Source organism: Gillisella terrae (assembly GCF_004801395.1).
Classification (GTDB): domain Bacteria; phylum Pseudomonadota; class Alphaproteobacteria; order Rhizobiales; family Rhizobiaceae; genus Allorhizobium; species Allorhizobium terrae.
The window spans coordinates 140,112-159,399 of the sequence record NZ_SSOA01000005.1; the positions used below are offsets into that span (position 1 = coordinate 140,112).

14 protein-coding genes and 2 pseudogenes are annotated in these 19,288 nt (G+C 55.0%); 2 read left to right on the plus strand and 14 right to left on the minus strand.

From position 1 onward, the window contains the following. Positions 1–130: 130 nt before the first annotated feature. Positions 131–796, minus strand: a complete 666-nt coding sequence (locus E6C51_RS12080; RefSeq protein ID WP_146935537.1) for a 3-oxoacid CoA-transferase subunit B — start codon at positions 794–796, stop codon at positions 131–133. Beyond that, the gene (locus tag E6C51_RS12085; RefSeq protein WP_146935539.1) at positions 796–1,512 is read right to left on the minus strand and encodes a CoA transferase subunit A; all 717 of its coding nucleotides are present in this window, start codon (positions 1,510–1,512) and stop codon (positions 796–798) included. Before E6C51_RS12085 ends, E6C51_RS12080 begins: the two co-directional genes overlap by 1 nt. A gap of 90 nt (positions 1,513–1,602) precedes the next feature. On the opposite strand from E6C51_RS12085, the gene E6C51_RS12090 reads away from it, so the two are divergent. Beyond that, a complete protein-coding gene (locus tag E6C51_RS12090; RefSeq protein ID WP_230987247.1) occupies positions 1,603–2,193 on the plus strand; it encodes a PAS and helix-turn-helix domain-containing protein in 591 nt (196 codons plus the stop codon). Between the two features lie 325 nt (positions 2,194–2,518). Here the strand turns inward: E6C51_RS12090 and E6C51_RS12095 are convergent. Further along, a pseudogene (locus E6C51_RS12095) lies at positions 2,519–2,656 on the minus strand (helix-turn-helix domain-containing protein); the annotation flags it as partial. Positions 2,657–2,884: 228 nt separating this feature from the next. Between E6C51_RS12095 and E6C51_RS12100 the strand changes: the two are divergent. After that, a pseudogene (locus tag E6C51_RS12100) lies at positions 2,885–3,389 on the plus strand (transposase); the annotation flags it as partial. A 380-nt stretch (positions 3,390–3,769) separates the two neighbouring features. Here the strand turns inward: E6C51_RS12100 and E6C51_RS12105 are convergent. From E6C51_RS12105 to E6C51_RS12155, 11 genes are all read right to left on the minus strand, one after another. After that, the gene (locus tag E6C51_RS12105; RefSeq protein ID WP_146935636.1) at positions 3,770–4,051 is read right to left on the minus strand and encodes a Nif11-like leader peptide family RiPP precursor; all 282 of its coding nucleotides are present in this window, start codon (positions 4,049–4,051) and stop codon (positions 3,770–3,772) included. 186 nt (positions 4,052–4,237) lie between these two features. After that, the gene (locus E6C51_RS12110; RefSeq protein ID WP_146935638.1) at positions 4,238–4,519 is read right to left on the minus strand and encodes a Nif11-like leader peptide family natural product precursor; all 282 of its coding nucleotides are present in this window, start codon (positions 4,517–4,519) and stop codon (positions 4,238–4,240) included. After that, a complete protein-coding gene (locus tag E6C51_RS12115; protein ID WP_190236136.1) occupies positions 4,516–5,379 on the minus strand; it encodes a hypothetical protein in 864 nt (287 codons plus the stop codon). The genes E6C51_RS12110 and E6C51_RS12115 overlap by 4 nt, the downstream gene beginning before the upstream one ends. Before the next feature lie 590 nt (positions 5,380–5,969). Beyond that, complete coding sequence (locus tag E6C51_RS12120; RefSeq protein WP_230987249.1) at positions 5,970–6,965, minus strand: helix-turn-helix domain-containing protein; 996 nt, start codon at positions 6,963–6,965, stop codon at positions 5,970–5,972. 131 nt (positions 6,966–7,096) lie between these two features. Then, the gene (locus E6C51_RS12125) at positions 7,097–7,456 is read right to left on the minus strand and encodes a DUF3307 domain-containing protein (protein ID WP_210234998.1); all 360 of its coding nucleotides are present in this window, start codon (positions 7,454–7,456) and stop codon (positions 7,097–7,099) included. Beyond that, positions 7,453–7,998: a cyclic nucleotide-binding domain-containing protein gene (locus tag E6C51_RS12130; protein ID WP_146935644.1), complete on the minus strand. Its 546-nt coding sequence runs from the start codon at positions 7,996–7,998 to the stop codon at positions 7,453–7,455. The genes E6C51_RS12125 and E6C51_RS12130 overlap by 4 nt, the downstream gene beginning before the upstream one ends. Then, complete coding sequence (locus E6C51_RS12135) at positions 7,998–10,880, minus strand: NHLP bacteriocin export ABC transporter permease/ATPase subunit (protein WP_190236137.1); 2,883 nt, start codon at positions 10,878–10,880, stop codon at positions 7,998–8,000. The genes E6C51_RS12130 and E6C51_RS12135 overlap by 1 nt, the downstream gene beginning before the upstream one ends. Next, a complete protein-coding gene (locus E6C51_RS12140; protein ID WP_190236138.1) occupies positions 10,877–13,045 on the minus strand; it encodes an NHLP family bacteriocin export ABC transporter peptidase/permease/ATPase subunit in 2,169 nt (722 codons plus the stop codon). Before E6C51_RS12140 ends, E6C51_RS12135 begins: the two co-directional genes overlap by 4 nt. A 2-nt stretch (positions 13,046–13,047) precedes the next feature. After that, positions 13,048–14,310 (minus strand): NHLP bacteriocin system secretion protein, encoded by a 1,263-nt coding sequence (locus E6C51_RS12145; protein WP_146935650.1) that lies wholly within the window; start codon positions 14,308–14,310, stop codon positions 13,048–13,050. 17 nt (positions 14,311–14,327) lie between these two features. Beyond that, positions 14,328–16,568, minus strand: coding sequence for a CHASE2 domain-containing protein (locus E6C51_RS12150; RefSeq protein WP_190236139.1), 2,241 nt, complete (start codon positions 16,566–16,568; stop codon positions 14,328–14,330). Next, positions 16,568–19,288, minus strand: coding sequence for a FecR domain-containing protein (locus E6C51_RS12155; RefSeq protein ID WP_190236140.1), 2,721 nt, complete (start codon positions 19,286–19,288; stop codon positions 16,568–16,570). The genes E6C51_RS12150 and E6C51_RS12155 overlap by 1 nt, the downstream gene beginning before the upstream one ends.

Consider the following 19,288-nt stretch of genomic DNA (forward strand, 5'->3'; position numbering starts at 1 on the left):
CTCATATATGACGCACGGCGCTGTAGCATGTCAAAGTGCCACTTTATCCATCAATCGCAGCAGGCTCAGTGCCTGCCGAGATGACGTCCCATGCGGTAGATGGGCCTGCCGCCGATAAAGTGGCTTGTTGTCAGGATGCCATTGACTGCTGGCCATCCAGCTTTATCTCGAACTCGGCTTCGGTCTTTGCTTTAATCTCATCCACGGTTACACCGTCGGCCAGGCTTGTCAGCGTCATGCGCACATCGCCGCGCCGTTGTATCTCGAATGTTCCGAGGTCTGTTATGACGAGATCTGCGACCCGCTTGCCTGTCAGGGGCAGGGTGCACTCCTTCAAAAGCTTAGACTGTCCCTTGGCGGTATGTTCCATCACCACCACCACGCGCTTGACGCCGGCCACAAGGTCCATCGCGCCGCCCATGCCCTTTACCATGTGTCCAGGAATCATCCAGTTGGCGAGATCACCGTTTGAGGCCACCTGCATGGCACCGAGTATCGATAGATCAATGTGACCGCCACGGATCATGGCAAAACTGTCGGCGCTCGAAAAGAAACTGGAAGAGTCAAGCTGTGTGATCGTCTGTTTTCCAGCATTGATCAGATCGGCGTCTTCTTCGCCCTCATAGGGGAAAGGGCCCATGCCAAGCATGCCATTTTCGCTTTGTAGTTTAACGTTCATCCCTTTGGGAATGAAATTCGCAACCAAGGTTGGGATGCCGATGCCGAGATTGACGTAGAAACCGTCCCGCAGCTCCTGTGCTGCCCTTGCAGCCATTTGTTCGCGTGTCCAAGCCATCAGTTTGCCTCCTCCATGTCGTGCTTGCGCACGGTACGCTGCTCTATGTGCTTCGTCGGATTGGGGACATGGACGACCGATGAAACGTAAATGCCGGGTGTATGGATATGATCAGCATCCAGTTCGCCGATCTCGACGAGATGCTCTACTTCCGCAACGGTCACTTTGGCTGCCGTGGCCATAACTGGATTGAAATTTCGAGCCGTTTTTCGGTAAACGAGATTGCCTTCCGCATCGCCTTTGTAGGCGTGAACGAGAGCGACATCAGCAAAGAGGCCTCGTTCCTGAACATAGGTTTCACCATCGAAGACCTGGGTTGGCTTGCCTTCAGCGACAAGCGTGCCGACACCGGTTTTTGTATAGAACGCCGGGATGCCCGCACCACCAGCCCGCACACGCTCGGCTAACGTGCCCTGAGGATTGAATTCGATTTCAAGTTCCCCTGCAAGGAATTGCTGGGCAAAGAGCTTATTCTCTCCGACATAGGAAGAAATCATCTTGCGGATCTGTCGCGTTTCAAGCAATCGACCCAAACCGATTCCATCGACCCCTGCGTTGTTTGATACGACTGTAAGGTCTTTCACTCCGGACAGGCGAACGGCCTCAATCAGGCTCTCCGGTATGCCACAGAGTCCAAACCCGCCCGCCATAATCATCATTCCGTCACGCAGAATTCCGGCAAGCGCTTCGCTGGCCGTCGAACTGACTTTGCTCACTGAATTTCCTCCTCCAGAACTTTGCAACACGCTGTGTCAGATATGATTAAAAGCTCTCGCCAATGAATTTAGGAGTGGTATAAATACTGCATGCATACTCAACGCCTGATGACATCGCTTCCCAAAATAGGGACCCAGCTTCATTTCCCCCTGGCGGATATGCCAGCACCCGTGGCCTATGCAACATTCAGAATAATTCGTGACTGCAATCAGGCGTTCGCGGATCTTTTTGAACGGACGCGAGAAGACATAATCAATCGGAGCTTTGCTCGGCTCTATCCGCAGGTATCAGATTTCAAACGTATCGGCGAAATGTGGGGCGCCAATATGGCGGGCAGTAAAACCTACTACGATGAGCGCATCATGAAAACCGCCACCGGTCGTCGGTTCTGGTGTGCGGTGAGCGGTCGAAGCAGAACGCCTGACGATCCGTTTGCTGAGGCTGTATATTTCTTCCAGCCGCTTGGGCGACCCGTCGACGGCGAACGAAATATTCTCAGCCAGCGACTCCAGCAAATCATGAGCCTCGTTGCGCGCGGTAAGAAAAATCACGAGATAGCCGACGAGATTGGCCTATCTGTTCGCACCGTAGAGGCACATCGGGCGCGTCTGATGCGAAAAGTGGGTGCCAAAAACGGCGGGGAACTTGTTGCGTGGTTTTTGAGTCTTCCTTCGTCCTGAGAGGGATGGGAAGCAATAGCGAGAGCTTTCACTTTGATATCCTTGGCAAGCAGACAGACCTGGCTGGCCAAGCATCCTTCTTCGCCACCCGGAACACCGAATGCTTCTCGGAAATAAAAGGCTATCGGCCCGCCGTGACGCTTCAGAAACACCGCTAGTGCCTCGAAACAAGTGAAGGCACTCTCGGCCTGACTGATCTCTCTATCATTCATTCGAGCGATGATGTGTCGTGCGTCCAAACTCAACGGCATAAAAGAGCGGGCCATTCCATCCTTCTGAAATCATGGCCATTATTGTCTTCGTTGCATTTCAAAATGGAATCTACCCGCCTAATCTCACGAAAGATCGTAGAGCGATGTCGGCCAAGCTTCTCGGCAATCACTTCGACACTTAGCCCAGCCGTTCTCCAGCGTGCAATCTTGCGGCGTTCATCAAGGTCAATGTGGGGGTAGGTGCGTTCCATTGCATTCTCCTTGCGAGTGACAACCCATTGGTATCATTTGCAAGTCGCACTTGATTCTTGAACCTACCCGTGTGAACAAGAAATGCGGTAAGGAAGATTATGGAACCTGGGCTTATCCTGTGAATTGACCAAAGATCGAACCTATCCATGTCCACAGTTATGTCTTCAACGCTCCGCGTTCTGGACTTGGACTTGCCCCTAAAAAGTAGAGAGCGGAAGTTTAGAGGGGGAAGTCGGATGCTGCAAGGTCTCTTGAGACGAGAAGGTTTGGAAACCGGGCGGCTGCACGTCGCCCCGCTGATGAAGAAGATTCACATCGAAGCGATCTAACGTCGCCCCAACACGTCGAAGCCCGCGGCAGGGCATAAGCTTATTCCTATTTTCTGCGCAAGCTGGCTGAGACTAGACCCAACCAGGTGTGGGCCATGTACATGACCTACATCCCGATGGCACGTGGCTTCGTCTATATCTGCGCCGTCGTCGACGGGTTCAGCTGTCGGATTCTATCTTGGCGGCTATCGATCACCATCGAGGCGGTCGAGGAGGCACTTGCCCGCTTCGGAAAGCCCGACATCTTCAACTCCGACCAGGGTTCGCAGTTCACCTCCATCGACTTCACTGGTGTGCGGAAGAAGGCCGAGATTGCCATCTCGATGGTGACAATGATGCTTGGCGGGACAACGTCTTCGTTGAGCGACTGTGGCGGTCGATGAAATACGAGGAGGTCTATCTCCACGTGCTGACACCGATGATGGTGGCGGCATAATCGAGGCGGCAATCCACTTCGCAAAACGCCCGAAACTGTTCAAACAAACCGAACCAGCTCTGAAGCCCATTCGTCGCGACGGCGCTGTAACACTTTAAATTTTCTGCATAATTCCTTAAATCGATGCCGATTTAAGGAATTATGCAGTAGGGAATTGTGCCGTAATTTCGGAGCAATGGTAGCCAGCACAATGAGAGATCAAGCGGGTCACTGAGCGCGCAGCAAACTGCAACCCGCTTGATCGTGTGTGAGGGAAACGTGGTTACCAAGTTAAGAAATTCTATATGATATTGAAAGTCTTACCGTGGATTTCATCGCCGGCAGTCGAGCTGAGACGTAAAAGATTTTCAGCTAAGCTTGTGGTGTGAGTCGAAGAACGTTCTGTTCTTGGGCGGTAGAGGAAATCCTCCGGCGACAAGATCAAGGTCGCTATCCGACAATTCATGTTCACCCGCAGCAAGAGCAGCCAGTTCAGCGGCAACCTCTTCTTCTGTGAACTGAAATCCCTCTCTGGCAGCGAGGGTAACCAGGGCAGCAGGCCCCTCCTGCACCGCCTGCTCCGCCTCTTGTTTAAGGGCGGGTTCATTCTGCACCTTATTGTAAAATGCTTTCATCGCTTCCATGCTCATGAGATGACCTCTTTCTCGTGTGTTATAGAAAACTGTCCAGAAAATTCGTATTGTCCCGGAGTGTGTCAGGCTAAAAGTCTGAAAGGTTCAGATTGAACCAGACAAACTCTGGATTCCTTTGTTTTCGTTTGTCTTTTTCGGAAGATCTGAATTCCATTTTTCCCTGACAAACTCTAAATGGCAGTGTTAAAATCGAGTAATCGGTGAGCCCACTAAAGATTTCCGGCACTCTTGAGAGCCACCACCTGCAACAAGATCGAGATCTGTGTCGCAGAGTTCTCCCTCTTCCAGTTCGGTGCCATGGGACAGCGCGTGCAACAGTTCCTCTTCGGAAAAGTCGAACCCCTCCAGTTTAGCCAGTAGAACGAGAGATTCAGGAGAATCCTTGAGCGATCGGGTTGCGCGGATCTCCAGTTCCGGGTTGGCGCGTACGTGATCGTAAAACTGGGTCAATGCTGAAGTACTCATTTGGCTCTCCTGAGATTTCCAATATCGACTGCATCATCCGATGACAGAGTTGGTGTGACTGGTGTCACAGATTGTGTGGCGCATAACGAAATTTCAAACCGGTCTGCTATCGGTGCAAACCGACGACGGGTCAGTGCCACCATGCGAGGAAGGTTTTGATTGGTGTAATAGATGGCGACAGACTCTGGTCCGAACAGCTGTGCCTGCTTTTGATAGCACTGAAAATAAGCCCGGATCATCACGCCGCTGTGCCAGTAGGCCGGGTCCAGATAGGCCTCGAGATAGCGAACCATGGGCGTTTCTGTCTGAGACACGGCATGCGCGCCCCGGTACGTTTCTTCTCGGATTGCCAAAAGCCAGCCAACCAACAGACCTTGACGGCGAATAATCAAACTCAGGTCATGGTCGTATGGCAGCGCGGGGTTCAGCGGGCCAAACATATCGATGAAATCTGGCCTTGCACAATAGGCGTTCACGGCAAGCCTGTCATCTGATGTCAGCGTGACAGGGTCAAATGTATATGCACTCAACTCAGCCAAACGTCCCCTGATACCGGGCCATTGACCGACTGCCTCAACCATCGCTCCAACGCGCCCTGTGACGATAAATCCATCTTCTTTCGGGCTTGACCAACCGGTCTTTGCAAGCAGGGCCGCCAGACCATCTCTGCTTTTGAGAGTACTTGGATAATTGACCCGCAGTTTCACCGCACCCTGTAGGGCAGCCTGCCTTTGCCATTCCAGCAACAACCCACGCCCTATATTCTGACGACGCATCGGCAATGCGACGGCGATGGAAAACAAGTCTGCGAGATTGCCGGGTTTGAGTTCCCCAATTGCCAAGCCTACGGGACGTCCCATGCAGATCGCCCCAACCGCAATGATGCCGTTGGGCAAGGCGTTTAGCCAAGGGCGTAAGCGTGAAAAAGTCAGACCGGCAAACAGCGCTGCATTGTTTTTTAGCAGTACAAACAATGTGTCTGATGCAGGCGAAATATCCGCATGTTGCAAAGTAGGCTGTGCTGTCCCATCTCTCTCAGTTGCCAACATTTCCCCGGCCCTTGCCAACGTAGTACAGCGCCGTGCGCCATATATGGCGCACAAAACGACGCTGTAACACTTTCAATCTACGGCATAATTCCTTAAGTCGATTCCGATTTAAGGAATTATGCGGTAAGCGTTCTTTGCAGGGTACGTGTCCGAAGAAAAGGGGCGATTGCTGACTTGGGACGATATCGGACCAGATTGGGATGAGATGTTGGTGACGCCCCTCCACAACAACCTGCACCTTGGAATTTTTCAGAGAAAGGCGAAACCGGCTTTCCGAAAAGGTAAATTAAAACAAAGCTATCGACAGCCTGTTTGGCGCTATTTGCACCCGCCACTCTTGCCGCCCGTGCGATCACGCCTTTGCGACGTCGTGCGAAACCGAGGCTTGGGGGAGGCCGATGTCACGACCCGGTGCTGGCCTTCAACTTATCAAGCCAAGCCTGCATCCAGTTGTCTTCGCTGTCATTGAGGTCGTTTTTCGTTCGAATACCGGCTTCAACATTGCGGATAGCTTCACTGGGACGAATACCGAAATGCTGCTGAAAAGCCCGCGAAAAGGCATTTTCACTGGCAAACCCGGTGGAATAGGCCAGTTTGGCAACTGCGCCACGCGACGTGCCCACGGAGGCAAGCTTCAGATGGGCCAGTTTAAGCCGACGTTCGCGGATATAATCTGCAATGCCTCCAAGCGGTTCGAACAGGCGGTAAAGCGCCGAGCGCGAAAGAGCAAACTGCCGCATGATCATGTCCAGAGACAGGGCGGGATTGGTCAAATTGCGCTCAATATAGGCCTGTATCGTTTGCAAATTGGCGTCCAACAGGATGCCGCGCTCTGCGGCTACAGCTGCCGAAAACCCGCTGGACACCAGCACAGACGCCACTTCGGCTGCAAGTTTGCTATCTGGCCCCGTCAGTTGCGGCGCAATTTTTGCCATGGACATCATGTGCTCGCCCAGCAAAATGCCAAGAGCCGAGGAGCCCTGCACTCTTGCGCCGTGCAATTCATCAATCGTCTTGGGCATCAGCCGGATCATGGAACGCGGCAGAATCAGGCTGACAATGTCCATGTCCGTTGTTTGACTTCGCATGGGACGGCTAAGATCGAAGCAAACAATATCACCCGCGACGCCTTTGGAAAGGCCGCCATCCGCATTATAGGCACACTCACCTTTGACATACAGCTGCACGAGAAGGTGATCTACGCCACCGGCCGCAACCAGTTCGTTCGAGCGGTGAAACCGCTGTGCGCTGGCCGATGTCTTGCCGATCAGGAATGGTCCAATATTGTAGCTTTCCAAATCAGCTTTGAAACCGTCCAGCTCATCTGTGGCAGGTACAGCATCAAACAGGCTGGACACTCCTGCCCGCCAATATTCGTAGTTTTCTTCACGCCCCAACTGTGAAGAGTCCAAAATTTGCCGTTCAACATGCTCTGTTGTCACGTCACATCACTCGCATCGCTGAATACCCGCCCATACCCCATTAGGTCATTATTTCATGACACGAACGACGATTTCCGAAGCGCGTGTCAAAAAACTGTCGCAGACCGAACCACCCCCGTGGCCAAAAGAGATGCCCAGATCACCTTACAACCAATGTGCAAAATCTGATCTGTATGAATTGAGATAAAACCCTTATTTTTCAAGCTGTCAATGGCGAAGTGAGCACCTGTCTCCAGCAGGCCAATCCATACACAACCGGTTGCAATCCCGGCCAATCCGCCGTGAATGACCGCGTGCGCGCCAAGCAGATAATACCATGGTACGCCAGCCACCGGTGTGCGCCAATTTTTGCCCCGCGCCATGAAATCATTCTGGAGAGGATAGTCACCCAGTGCATGGCCAAAAATCATCAAGCAAAACGCCAGAAATACCTCTGCCATCGTCATGCGAGCCCTTCCCCATGGCTGGAGAGACGTGCCAGAAGATGCTCGAAACGGGCACCTGCCAGGGAAATTGTGTCCAGAATACCATCGTCCAGCTCGTCTTCCATGACGGCGTCACCGGATAGGCCTCGTGTCGAATTCATGCGTTGAGTTGTGCTGCGCAGGCGGTCGGCAAGAAAGATCGCCAGCGCCTTGTAGAAACGCCCGCAAAAGCCGGAATTCTCCGTAAGCCGCTGCTGAAGGTCATGTTTATGAATGGCAAGAATCATAGCCCCGCCCATTGCCTCAACCGTTGCGGAAGGTGGTGCGCTGTCAACCAGTGACATTTCGCCCACCACTTCGCCTCGCCCAAGCCGGGCCACTTCACCAACCCCTGCCACCATGACGGCGACCTCTCCGGAGAGCACAAAGAACAGCTCATCGACGGATTTGCCTTCATGAATGAGAATCTGGCGGGCATTGGCCGTAAACCGCCGCCCTTTTCGCGCCATCCATTCAATATCTTCGTCATCGAGTTGGCCTAGAATGTAAAGGACTTTGCGCATTACGGGAAACTCTCCAAAAGTTGACGCCGGGCAAGCGCGTAGAAAACGCCTCTCTCCTCCATCAATTGATTATAGGTGCCGCTTTCCACCAATCGGCCTTTGTCCATCACGAAAATCCGATCGACATCCTGAATTGTGGTGAGCCGATGGGCGATAACAATACGTGTGACGGAAAGGCGGCCCAGTGTTTCGGTGACAACTCGCTGTGTCCGGTTGTCCAGCGCGCTGGTGGCTTCATCCAGCAGCAGAATGTTGGGTTGATGCACCAATGCACGCGCAAGCAAAATACGCTGGCGCTGGCCGCCCGAGAGCGCGCTACCGCCATCGTTGAGCACCGTATGCATGCCCATGGGCATGGCCTCAATGTCGGCCGCCAGCGCCACAAGCCGTGCCGCAGCCCAGGCGGCCTCAAGACCCAGACCCGACGCGCCAGCGATGTTTTCATAAATCGATCCGGGGCTGATGCGGCCGTTTTGAAGTACAACGCCGATTTCCTTGCGTAGCAGCGCGGCATCAAGCCGATCCGCAGGCTTGCCGTCAAAGAACAGTGCTCCTTCATGCGCGACGTCAAATCCAAGAAGCAGGCGCATCAGGGTGGATTTGCCACTGCCCGATTCCCCGACAATGCCAATGTATTCGCCGGGTTTTATGGTGAAACTCACATCTTTCAGAACCAGCGGACTATCCTTGTCATAGCGAAAATGGACGCGGTTGAACGCGATTTCACCCCTAAGGCGCCCAGGTGGTTCACTGGTCCGTTTAACCTCCGGCTCGGCCTCGATCAACGGTAGAACACGCTCGACCAGCGGATTAATGGTCAACACTTCCGATACAGCCGTGATCGCGGTGGTCAGCGCGGTTGATGCCTGACTAAAGGCTGTGACAAACGCCACGAACATGCCGGTGGACAGAGCTGCGGCCTGCGTAGACGCATCCGTTGGATCGACAAGCGCCATCAAAGCCGCTTGAGCCGTTTCCGATTTCAGCACCAGCAGCAGGCAACTGAAAATAAACAGCAAGGATAGCGCGGGTAACACCGCAACAGCCACCATTTGCCACCCTTGCCAACGGCGCGCCTGGCCCAATTGTTTACGCTCGTGCATTGTTCGCCAGATCCATTCCGAGAAGGCCCGCATCTCGGCGGCTGCCGCGCGTAATTTTGGCAGCCCCACCAGAACCTGAAGCAGGAAGCTTCCGCCCCTTCGCTCAAACCGATCACGCTCATAGCGTAATTGCTGACGGGAGATCCAACCAGACACCATCAGGATGATTGCAAAGGGGATCATCGCGAACAAGGTTAGCCGCCAGCTGATGAACGCCATGGTGACAATGCCTGCAACCCCGCCAATCAGACCCAAAAAACTCCCAAGGGTCGAAGCCGTCAAAGTCTGCCGCACTTCTTGTAATCCAAGTGTTCGTTGCCCCAGATCACCCACAGCAAATCTTTGAAAAAAGCTGACAGGCAACCGAAACAGGCGCAGTACCAATGCGGCCTGCAACTTGGCATCCAAAACCGCTTCCATGCGCAGAATGGTCATGGCCCGTGTGAGTTCAAAGATGGATTGGCCAAGAGCTGCTGACACGAGCAGCAATGTCACCTGCCAAAGGCCTGAACGGTCATTCACGGGCACGACAGAATCAAACAGAATCCCGGTCGCAACCGGCAAAAGCGCCATGGCTGCTGCTGCCAGAACTGACGTTGCAACGATTCTCCAGACGTCCCTGCCCAGTCCCTGAGCACAAAACCGAACCATATCGCGCAAGCCAAGTTTACGGTCATCCAGCATTGGATAGAGTTGCAGGGCGGATTGACGAACCGTGGCGGCCGTGGCGTCGTCAACTATCTTCGATCCTGACTCACCAATCACCCTGAAGCGGCCGTTTCCATCGGGCACCAGTGCAACAGGTGCACCATCGACTGTTTCGCCCAACAGCGGCAATCCATCGCGCTTCCACCAGCCGGAACGCAGTCGCACCGGGCGATAGTCCAACAAGAGATCATTCAGAACCGGCTCGAAGGCTTTAACATCCGACGCTTTACGACGCAAAATGTCCGGCAAGTGATCCGTCTTGTGCCCAAATGCCGCAAGCGCCGCCTCAATCGCGAATATCCAGGGATTGTCCCAGATTGTCTGCTCGTTGCGCACGCGGGCGAGCGCTGTCAGTGCATTGGAAAATTGCTGATGGGACTCATTCTCACGTATTTGCTGACGCCTATGACGCTCACGATGGTCAGCCTCAAAGCGCCGCCCACCCCATTCAACCATCATTTCGGCCAGGTGGGCCAATGCTGCGGCTGTTTCAATGGCATTTGGCGTTGTCATAACGTCGACGCGACACGTTTGCGCGGCGGTTAACACCCCCGGCGCGGACACAGGAAACGGCCTGCCAACCTCAAGCGATATGCCATTCCAGCTCAGTCCGGGCGCTTCGGCCTGCACCAGATGATATTCCCCCGCAGACGAAGAGCAGGTTTCATCTGCTTCGAGTGTAAGCGTTTCAGTTTTCAGGAGGTGTTTTGGCCATTGGTGATGATCGCTGACGGCGGCGTGAAGCGCATGTATCCACGCGACAAGCGCACGTGCATTTTCGAGCGCTTCCTCCCCAGGGATCTGCACGAATCGAGATCCAAGGCTGCCAATTGCCACAAGTTTTCCAAAACCATGGGTCGGTGTTGAAAAAAGGATTGCTCCAGCCTCCAGCCGAAACAGGTGATGACGGGTATCGCGCTCATCATCGAGAATGAAAACATCGGCAAATCCTTGTGCCAAACGGTATGAGCCTTGCCCGTTGTTCAGCGCGAGCGGCCTGTTTGCACCACCCTCTATCGAGATTTCAGGCACGCTGTTGAACGGCATGGGTTGAACATCCATAACCATCATTGGCTCCCCCGAACAAGATCTGCATATTCGCCGTTCAGAGCCATCAGCGTGTCGTGATCGCCCCGTTCCACAATGCGCCCATGCCCCATCACAATGATTTCGTCACAATCACGGATGGTGCTGAGCCGGTGGGCAATGATAAGGCAACCGCAGCCTCGACGACGCAGGTTGTCATCAATCTGTTTTTCGGTGACAGGATCCAGCGCTGCCGTCGCCTCATCGAGCACAATCAAGGCAGGATTGGCACTGAGCACCCGTGCCAGTTCCAGTCTTTGCCTCTGACCTCCCGAAAAATTCAGCCCCCCTTCTGAGACACGGGCATCCAGTTGCCCTGGTCGCATCAGAATATCATCCAGAATTGCGGCGTCGGATAAGGCCGCTATCAGAACTTCCTGCGGGATGGAATCATCCCAAAGCGTCAGATTATCCCGTACTGAGCCTTCAAACAGGAAAACCTCCTGATCCACATAGCCAATCAGGTGCGAGCGCCTCGCCTGCGGCAAACATTGGGCATTCACCTCTCCAATGCGAATTTCGCCACTCCAGGGCGTTTGCAGCCCGGCAATCATGCGGCCAATGGTGGTTTTGCCACTGCCGGAGCCGCCCACCAGCGCAACACGCTTGCCGGGACTGAGCTGGAGTGAAAAATCCGCAATCAGTGGCGGATCCAGTGGTGAATAGCCAAAGCTGATCCCATCGAGTTCCACCCGGCTCGATGCGGGCACGGCAGAAGGATCGCCCGGCTCCACCTGTTTTGCGCGACTGATATCGGCGATCTTGATCAAATCGGCACGAATGGCCTGAATTTTCCCCGCCAACCCAACAAGTTCGAGGATAGGACTGTTAAAACTCCGTGCCAATCCCTGAAAGGCCACGAGCGCGCCGATGGACATGTGGCCATTCATCACGCTGATGGCACCCAAAATCAGCACCAGAACCGAGGAGAGCGATTGAACAGTGGTTGGGATGGCATTCAGCAATGTCTGGGCGAAGGCAAGCCGCGCCCGCGTCCCCAAAACGCGGCTGTGCAGCCCGGCCCAACGACGATAGGCCTGCCCTTCCATGTTCGATGCTTTCAGGGTTTCGATGGCGCGAATGGGTCCCAAAGTCGCGGCCAGCAGATTGCCAAGTTCAACCGATAGTTTGGCGCTCTGGGTGCGCTGAACCTCGCCACCGTGATAGATGACAAAAGCGTAGATGACCTGCGTGGCATATAAGAACAGGGCCAACATCGGATTGATCAGCCACATGATGATGGCGTAGGCGATCAGGCTCGTCAAGTTGAACACCGCAGAGGAAAGCCTGCCCGATAGCAGGCCGGCAATCCGGTCGCTGGCACCCAGGCGGCTTGTCAATTCGCCCGGATGGCGCTGGGCGTAAAATTCTGCCGGAAGCCTCAACATGTGCCACAGAAGCTTGCTGGCAGGCACGACCATCTGCTTCATTTCAAGGCGGCGCAGTCCCAATTGTTGCAGCATGGTGGCCGCACCACGCAGCGCAATAATCGCTGTGAGCGCAACGCAGAACGGCAGAAACCAGTCCGTTTGTTGCCCCACCAGAATTTGATCAATGAATGCGCGGGTAAACACCGGCACGGCAATGCCCGGCACCACCAGCGCAAGAGAGGCAATGAGAACGAAGAAAAGTCCTTTTTGTGAGCCTTGCAACCGCTCCATCATCATCGGCATCGCCAAGGGTGGCGCGCCTGCGGGAATGAAATCTTTGGACGGCTCAAACGCGAGAACAACTCCCGTAAAGGCCTCGTTCAACTCCTCAAAGGTAATGGTGCGGCGGCCCAGGGCGGGATCGTTGATGAACACCCGCTGGCCTCTTATGCCTTCAAGAACAACGAAGTGATTGAAGTTCCAATGGAGCACCGCTGGCCATGGCACTTCGTGCAGCTTGCTGACATCCTTGCGAAAACCTTTTGCAGTCAAGCCGTAGTGCCGTCCAGCTTTGAGCAGATTGCTGGCTTTGGTGCCGTCGCGCGAAACACCTGCGGCGGTGCGCAACTCCTCCAGCGTCACCCAACGACCATAGTGGGCGAGGATGATGGAAAGGCAGGTTGCGCCGCACTCGACCGCTTCAATTTGTAAAATCTGGGGTGTGGCCCGCGATTTTTGTCGAGGGGGCGAAGACGCGGGTAAACTGAAAGCAAGACCCATGCTCATGCACCCGATACTTTGCGGATGAATGGCAAAAGAAAGGAAACCGGCTTTCGACTGTCAATCGTAACCTTGGCTGTTCCTGTTGTGCCCGCACTGAGGTTTGCAAGCGCGCCAGTGCCACCCGACCAGCGATAACCGCTCACAGTCGTTGCGTCGTGATCAAGCTCGACAATCACCCCAAAGGGAGAGCCTTCCTTGGAGAACCGAGAAACGAGCCCATCATTTTGCAAGATGGCCTGCATGCCCTCGCGCGTTGCCGGAAAATCGGAAACAGATCGCACATGGCCCACCAATGTTCCCCATTGTTCCTTCTGCATACCGCCCAGCTCAATATAGACGGGCATGCCAGGCTCAATCCGCTTGCCCTGTGCGGGAGGCACATAGAGCATGAATTCCAGCGACCCCTTCCCGCTGGCCACACTGGCAATGCGTGTGGCCGCCGGTGTGAAGGCACCGAAGGGCGTTTTCCACTCCACAAGCGTGCCATCAGCAGGGCTTGTTATCTTGCCGTAAGCGGAGAGCTGGAATTCCAGTTGTCGGATTTCGGCCTCAGTTGCGCGCGTCTTCTGATCTTGCTCAAACCGGACCCTCTGGGCATCTGACTCCATTGAAAGCTGCTCTGCCGCCAGCGTGAGCAGTCCTGTACGCGCGGTCGCCAGATCAAGAGTGGCATTGGCCAATTGTTCACGCGCCTGCTGCAACGCAGCGGCCGTGGTTATGCCGCCCGCTGAGAGCTTTTCCTGAGCGCTGACCAGTTTTTCATAAGCGGCATGACGCTGTTCGGCAGCCTTGATCTGTGCTTCCAATGATGCCTTGCGGGCCTCGGCATTGGCTTTCTTGGCGTTGATTAAAGCCGCTTGTTGGTTTCGCATGGCGTCATAGGCATCTTGATTGGCTTTTGCCTGCGCTTTGGCAACGTCCAGCTTTGCTGCGATATCGGGTTGAAGGATCTCGGCAATCACGTCACCCTTATGGACTTTGTCGCCAACCTTGACGTACGGTCGCAGCAGGGTGCCGGGGGCTGACGAAATCGCATCGACCACTTGCCCACCACCGGAAAACAAAATGCCCTGTCCCTGAATGCGGGTGGGAATATGGGCCGTGAAGGCCCAGACAATGAATGTGGCAAGCAGCAATAGAACGCCGACGGCGGCGATCCAGCTGCCGGAGCTGGTGATGACAATGGCTTCATCCAGTTGTTCGGGTGACGAGAGCCGATCAAGCGCTTCCTGACGAAAGAGATTGGACTTCTGTTCAGTCATGTTTCCACAATTCCAGACTATTTCGAGCGAGCGGTATAGACGCCATCCCACTCATCGCCGACAGGATCGGCGATGAGGACAGTGAGACGTTCACAATAGAGATCATAAAGGCCGGAGATTTCAGCCGGGCATTGCGTGCGCAGGGCAGACAAAGCCTGTTGAGCTGCGATAAATTCACCTTTGTAGTAGAGTGACATCATGGTCTGATGCTGCGTCTCGAGGCTTGAAAAGGCGGCACTTTTTGCCATTGTCTCATCACCAAGCAATGCGTGGAGCCGCACGGGTGTGGTGCGCCCTTTCACCCGGACAAAATCAATTTCGAGAAAAGCAAAATGCGGCACTGCCTCTCGCGTGAACTCGCTGACGGCAATGGTCACGCCATAGAATTTCGTCAGGCTTTCAATGCGCGACGCCAGATTGACGCTGTCACCCAGCGCCGAGTAGCTGAAGCGTTGAACAGAGCCGAGATTGCCAACGCAGGCCGGGCCTGAGTTCAAGCCAATGCCGATGCGGATAGGCTCCGACCGGCTGTGGTTGAGATCATTCAGGGCTTTTGTCATGTCCAGCGCGGCGCGGCAGGCTTTTTCCTCATGCCCGTCTATGTCGAGCGGCGCATTCCAAAACGCCATGATCGCATCGCCAATATATTTGTCGATGGTGGCCTCGCGGGCCAGCAGCACATCCGTGAGTGGTGTCAACACGTTGTTGATCAGGCCGGTCAGTGTCTGGGGATCCATGCCCTCGGAGAGGGTGGTGAAACCGCGAATATCCGAGAAAAGCACCGTCAATGGCCGGGTTTCGCCGCCCAATTGTAGAGCATGTGGCTCTTTTGCCAGACGCTCCACCAAGGATGGTGCGAGATAGCGCCCAAAGGCATTTTTCACAAATTGCTTTTCGCGGTTTGCAAGCGCCAGCCGGAGCGGCACAAGAACAAGAAAAATGACCAGCAATGTTGCAACAGCCCCGACGGGATCGATCAGAATGTGCGCCTGCACGAATGCCAACCACGACAACGCGGCAAGCGTGCTGGAAAGCAGCAAAAAAGCAAGTGTGCTGACCCCGGCACCGCAGCGGCAGGTCACAAAGATCAGCAGGCTTCCCGCAACGAAACCGGCCAGCAGCGCAAGGCCCGCAGCCCAATCCGGCTCTTGCAGAAATACGCCCGCCACGATCTGGTCAATAATCTCGGCATGCACATTCACGCCGGGGACTGCGGCAGCCAAAGGCGTGGCGACAATATCGCGCAAGCCAATGGCGCTGGTGCCAATCAATATAATGCGGCCCGAAATCGCTTGCGTCTGGCTGGGTGTCAGACGGTTTGACAGCAGGTCTGCGGCACTGATCACGGTCATGTTCTCAAGACCGGAGTAATAGATGCGCAATCGTCCGTCTGGCATGGTTGGAACCGTAAAGCCCCCGACACGCATCTCCACAAGACCGGGATGGCTTGCGCCCTTTTCGCCGCTGGCATCATTGCTGCGAAGAATGAAACCCGATGCCCCTTGCGCCAATCTGAGCGTCTCGATGCTGAGGGCGGGAAACAGCGTGCCACCTGCCGTGCTGAAAAGTGGCATGGTCCGGATGACGTTATCGCGACTGGCCGGAAACGAGAAAAAGCCCGCGCCCGCGGCGGCGGTATGCAAAATTGTCAGATTGCCCACGGCGGAGGAAAACTGCGGAAGGTAAAGGCGTGGGTCGCTGCCACCAAAAGAAAATGCAGCCTTTGCAGGGAGCGGGGACTGGCCAGCCTCGTCCGTCAAAGCAAGACCAACCGATACGTTCGCGGTTGATAATGCCCGCGCCAGAGCGGCGTCACTGTCAAGCCTGTCAGGGTCTATCGGGAGTGCAACAGACACGCCTTCTTTCCGTAACGCCTCGACGGCCCGGCTGAGTGACAAGCGATCTGGCTCCGAAAACACAATATCAAAACCGATGGCAGCAGCATCCAGAGCATGGAGCCGCTCCACCATGTTTGCAAGCACCTGTCGGGACCAAGGCCATTGGCCAAGTGCCGCAATGGACGCCTCATCAATATCCACAATCGCAACCGGGGGATCGGTATTCGGGCGAGGGTGCAGGCGCTGATAGCCATCGAAAATCGGTGTTCTCAAAATATCTGTTGCATGGGGCCAAAGTCGCAACACACCTAAACAAAGTAAAAGTGTGACGGCCCCAACGATGGCCGTCTGCGTTGGCACTGAAAGCCTTCGCGCTTTTTGTGTCGGAACCGACATGGCCGCTGCCCCAAGCTTTGCCATCAGTTGCGATTTCCGCCAAAAATCCCTGAGGCAGACCAACCGCCACTCGAGGTCGAGAAGCTCCCCATCATGCCTTTTGCGACCTCACCGCTTGAACCATTCACCAAGGCCCCAGAGATCTGCGTAGCACCATTCGTACCGCTAAAACTGGAAGAACTGGGGAAAGTCACACCGCTTGAGAAAGAGTGACTGTCGAAGTTGTTGACGGAAACGGTGCCATTGCGCGCCGCAAAATCCACCGTGGCCGAGAGCTGACCCGTTGCAATATATTGCGATGAGCCGCTAACCACGGTGCCAACGGCATTGCCGGAATAGGTTGCTGTGCCGCTTGACGGCAAATCGACATTGGCCGTGACATCGCCAATAATCCAGTTGCCCAGATGGCCGGATATGATCGAACCATCGCCCGTGTCAGCTTCACCCCACCACCCCCATGTGAGGTAGCTGCAATTGCACAGCTCCGAGGACGTTCCGCCCTCAAACACTTTGACGGGTGCAACTTTGGAACTCATCACATAGGCACGATTGCTGCCACCCGAGGCGGCAAAAGTCTTGTCATCCAGATAGACCGCGCCACCATCTCTGTCGGTGAAGCCGATTCTATCATTATACGAAAAACTGTCACCGTCGATCCGGGAAAAGTCCGCCGAAAAACTGCTCTGGCTGGCATTGAACGTCATGGAGACCTTGCCAAATACCGAGGATGTGGCACCATCTTCACTAAGGGCAATGGATGAAAACCCTTGCATGGTCTTGCCAGCATAGGCCTGCGTGCTGGTGGTCGTGGATGTCAGATTACCGACATGGATGGTCGAGAATGACGTTTCATCTTCAATGCCATCACTATTGTAGGAAACAGCGTCCTTAAGGAACGAGCCAGTCCCGTCCAATGTGTTGGTTACCACCAGATATTGACCATTGGAGCCGAAAATCGCATCACCACCATTGGCGCCCGCAACGCTGCCAATGTTGCCAGAGGCATAATAGGTGACTCCATTGGCGCTGAGCCGGTCACTCCCTCCCCGTTTGCCCGAAAAACCATAGGTCACATCATCGTCAAGCAGGCTGATCTTGCCGGTCGTCATACCAATCGCGCTTTGCTGACTTTCTCCTTCCCCGCTGATCACAAGCCATCCCTGCAAGCCTTTGGCGAGAATGCTGGTGTCCGTTGGCGCAGGCGTCACCGCAATCAGGAGGTCGCTGGAGGCTGCATTGGCGAAATTGACACCCGACAGACGTTGGCCATCGGCGAAGGCAAGTGCGCTTCCCGATCCGGTGACCAATGGAGAGATGGCATCGGCTGACAATGTGTAATGCCGAATGCCGGAATAGGTGAACACATTGGCGGCATTCGCCGCATCGCCAGCAATCACATAGAGCGGATTGCTTCCATTCTTCAGCAGATAGGCACGAAAATTATCCGTGCCGACATAAGCATTGCCCGAATAAGTGGCACCTTTGTAAGCGACATTTGACACGCTATTGCGCGTGAAAGCGCGATCAGCATAGACTGGAAGCCTGAGCGTATCAGCGTCTGTCAACGTGGCAGTGCCATCACTCCCCTCATTTCCACTGAGCGTGCCTGTACGATCGGTCTGGGCAGAGCCGCCGACAATGCTATCATCACTCGCGGACGTCAGAACACGCACCGAAGCAGTGCGGTTGATGGGAGGGGATGGTGTTGGCGTTGGTGTCGGTGTTGGAACTGGGGCTGGGGCTGGGGCTGGCGTTGGACCTGGTGTTGGAGTTGGAGTTGGACTTGGAGTCGGAGTCGGGGCAGACGTGCCCGGCGTGGTCGCGGCGACTGCGCGGTTGGCATCCTGCTCGATCAAAGACAGCTTGGCCGTGGCGCTGGCCGTTTGCTCTGGCAAGAAAACGGGGCGTGGTTGTGGTACGGGAAGATTGGAGAGCAAAGTGCTTCTGGAGTTGTACCGGCCAACACCGCTCTGGCTCACCTGATCATCAACTGGCACTTTTCCCGCACCGCCATGGCTGCCCGCCGGACTGGCGAGACGGCTTTGCATTGCTTTCAGGAACGTTTCGGGCGTGCGCGAAACCCTGCGGCCATTGGCATCGACAATGATGGAATAGCCTGCCTTGAACAAACGGGTCGAGGTGCCACCAAAATTCAGAGTCACATCACGGCCAAAAATCATGGAGATATGCGGCGGTGTCTCATCGCCGCCTTCCTCTCTATCTGTATTCTTCTTGCCAGATTCTCCGCGAGAACCGCGCTTGGGTTCCTGCCCCATTTTGCCGAGGTCAATATCGACAACAGCGCCGCGAATACCGGCCGTGCCAATGGGCGTGTTGATTGTCGCGCCGCCATCGGTTTTCGACGTCTTGCCGCCGATAAACCGCATGAACCCCCTGGATAGGCTAGCGGACACTTTGGCTGTTCCGGCCTCTGGATCGTAGACAAAGCTGTCTATTGTCAGTTTGGAATTGGGGCCGACGGTAAAAGCTGTTCCATCCGCAAGCAGGATCTGCACCAGTCCTTCCCCACTGGTGTTGATCACCTGATTATGGATCACGGCATCGCCGATGCTCATGAGACGTGCGCCTTGTCCGGGGATTTCACTGGACGCTTGCGGATTGACCGCGCTTGCCACCCCGACACGGGCATTTTCTCTGGCCACAGCAGGGCCGTTGGCAACAAGAATCCCAAGACCTGTGACCACAAGATGGGCGCTGATCGCATGCCACCATGAGTTTCGCAT

What these genes read in the sequence shown, in the direction of transcription:
- E6C51_RS12080 (WP_146935537.1), bottom strand. Translation starts at nt 796, where the DNA reads ATGGCTTGGACACGCGAACAAATGGCTGCAAGGGCAGCACAGGAGCTG.
- E6C51_RS12090 (WP_230987247.1), top strand. Translation starts at nt 1,603, where the DNA reads ATGCATACTCAACGCCTGATGACATCGCTTCCCAAAATAGGGACCCAG.
- E6C51_RS12105 (WP_146935636.1), bottom strand. Translation starts at nt 4,051, where the DNA reads ATGAGCATGGAAGCGATGAAAGCATTTTACAATAAGGTGCAGAATGAA.
- E6C51_RS12110 (WP_146935638.1), bottom strand. Translation starts at nt 4,519, where the DNA reads ATGAGTACTTCAGCATTGACCCAGTTTTACGATCACGTACGCGCCAAC.
- E6C51_RS12115 (WP_190236136.1), bottom strand. Translation starts at nt 5,379, where the DNA reads ATGGGACGTCCCGTAGGCTTGGCAATTGGGGAACTCAAACCCGGCAAT.
- E6C51_RS12125 (WP_210234998.1), bottom strand. Translation starts at nt 7,456, where the DNA reads ATGACGATGGCAGAGGTATTTCTGGCGTTTTGCTTGATGATTTTTGGC.
- E6C51_RS12130 (WP_146935644.1), bottom strand. Translation starts at nt 7,998, where the DNA reads ATGCGCAAAGTCCTTTACATTCTAGGCCAACTCGATGACGAAGATATT.
- E6C51_RS12135 (WP_190236137.1), bottom strand. Translation starts at nt 10,880, where the DNA reads ATGATGGTTATGGATGTTCAACCCATGCCGTTCAACAGCGTGCCTGAA.
- E6C51_RS12140 (WP_190236138.1), bottom strand. Translation starts at nt 13,045, where the DNA reads ATGGGTCTTGCTTTCAGTTTACCCGCGTCTTCGCCCCCTCGACAAAAA.
- E6C51_RS12145 (WP_146935650.1), bottom strand. Translation starts at nt 14,310, where the DNA reads ATGACTGAACAGAAGTCCAATCTCTTTCGTCAGGAAGCGCTTGATCGG.
- E6C51_RS12150 (WP_190236139.1), bottom strand. Translation starts at nt 16,568, where the DNA reads ATGGCAAAGCTTGGGGCAGCGGCCATGTCGGTTCCGACACAAAAAGCG.
- E6C51_RS12155 (WP_190236140.1), bottom strand. Translation starts at nt 19,288, where the DNA reads ATGCGAAACTCATGGTGGCATGCGATCAGCGCCCATCTTGTGGTCACA.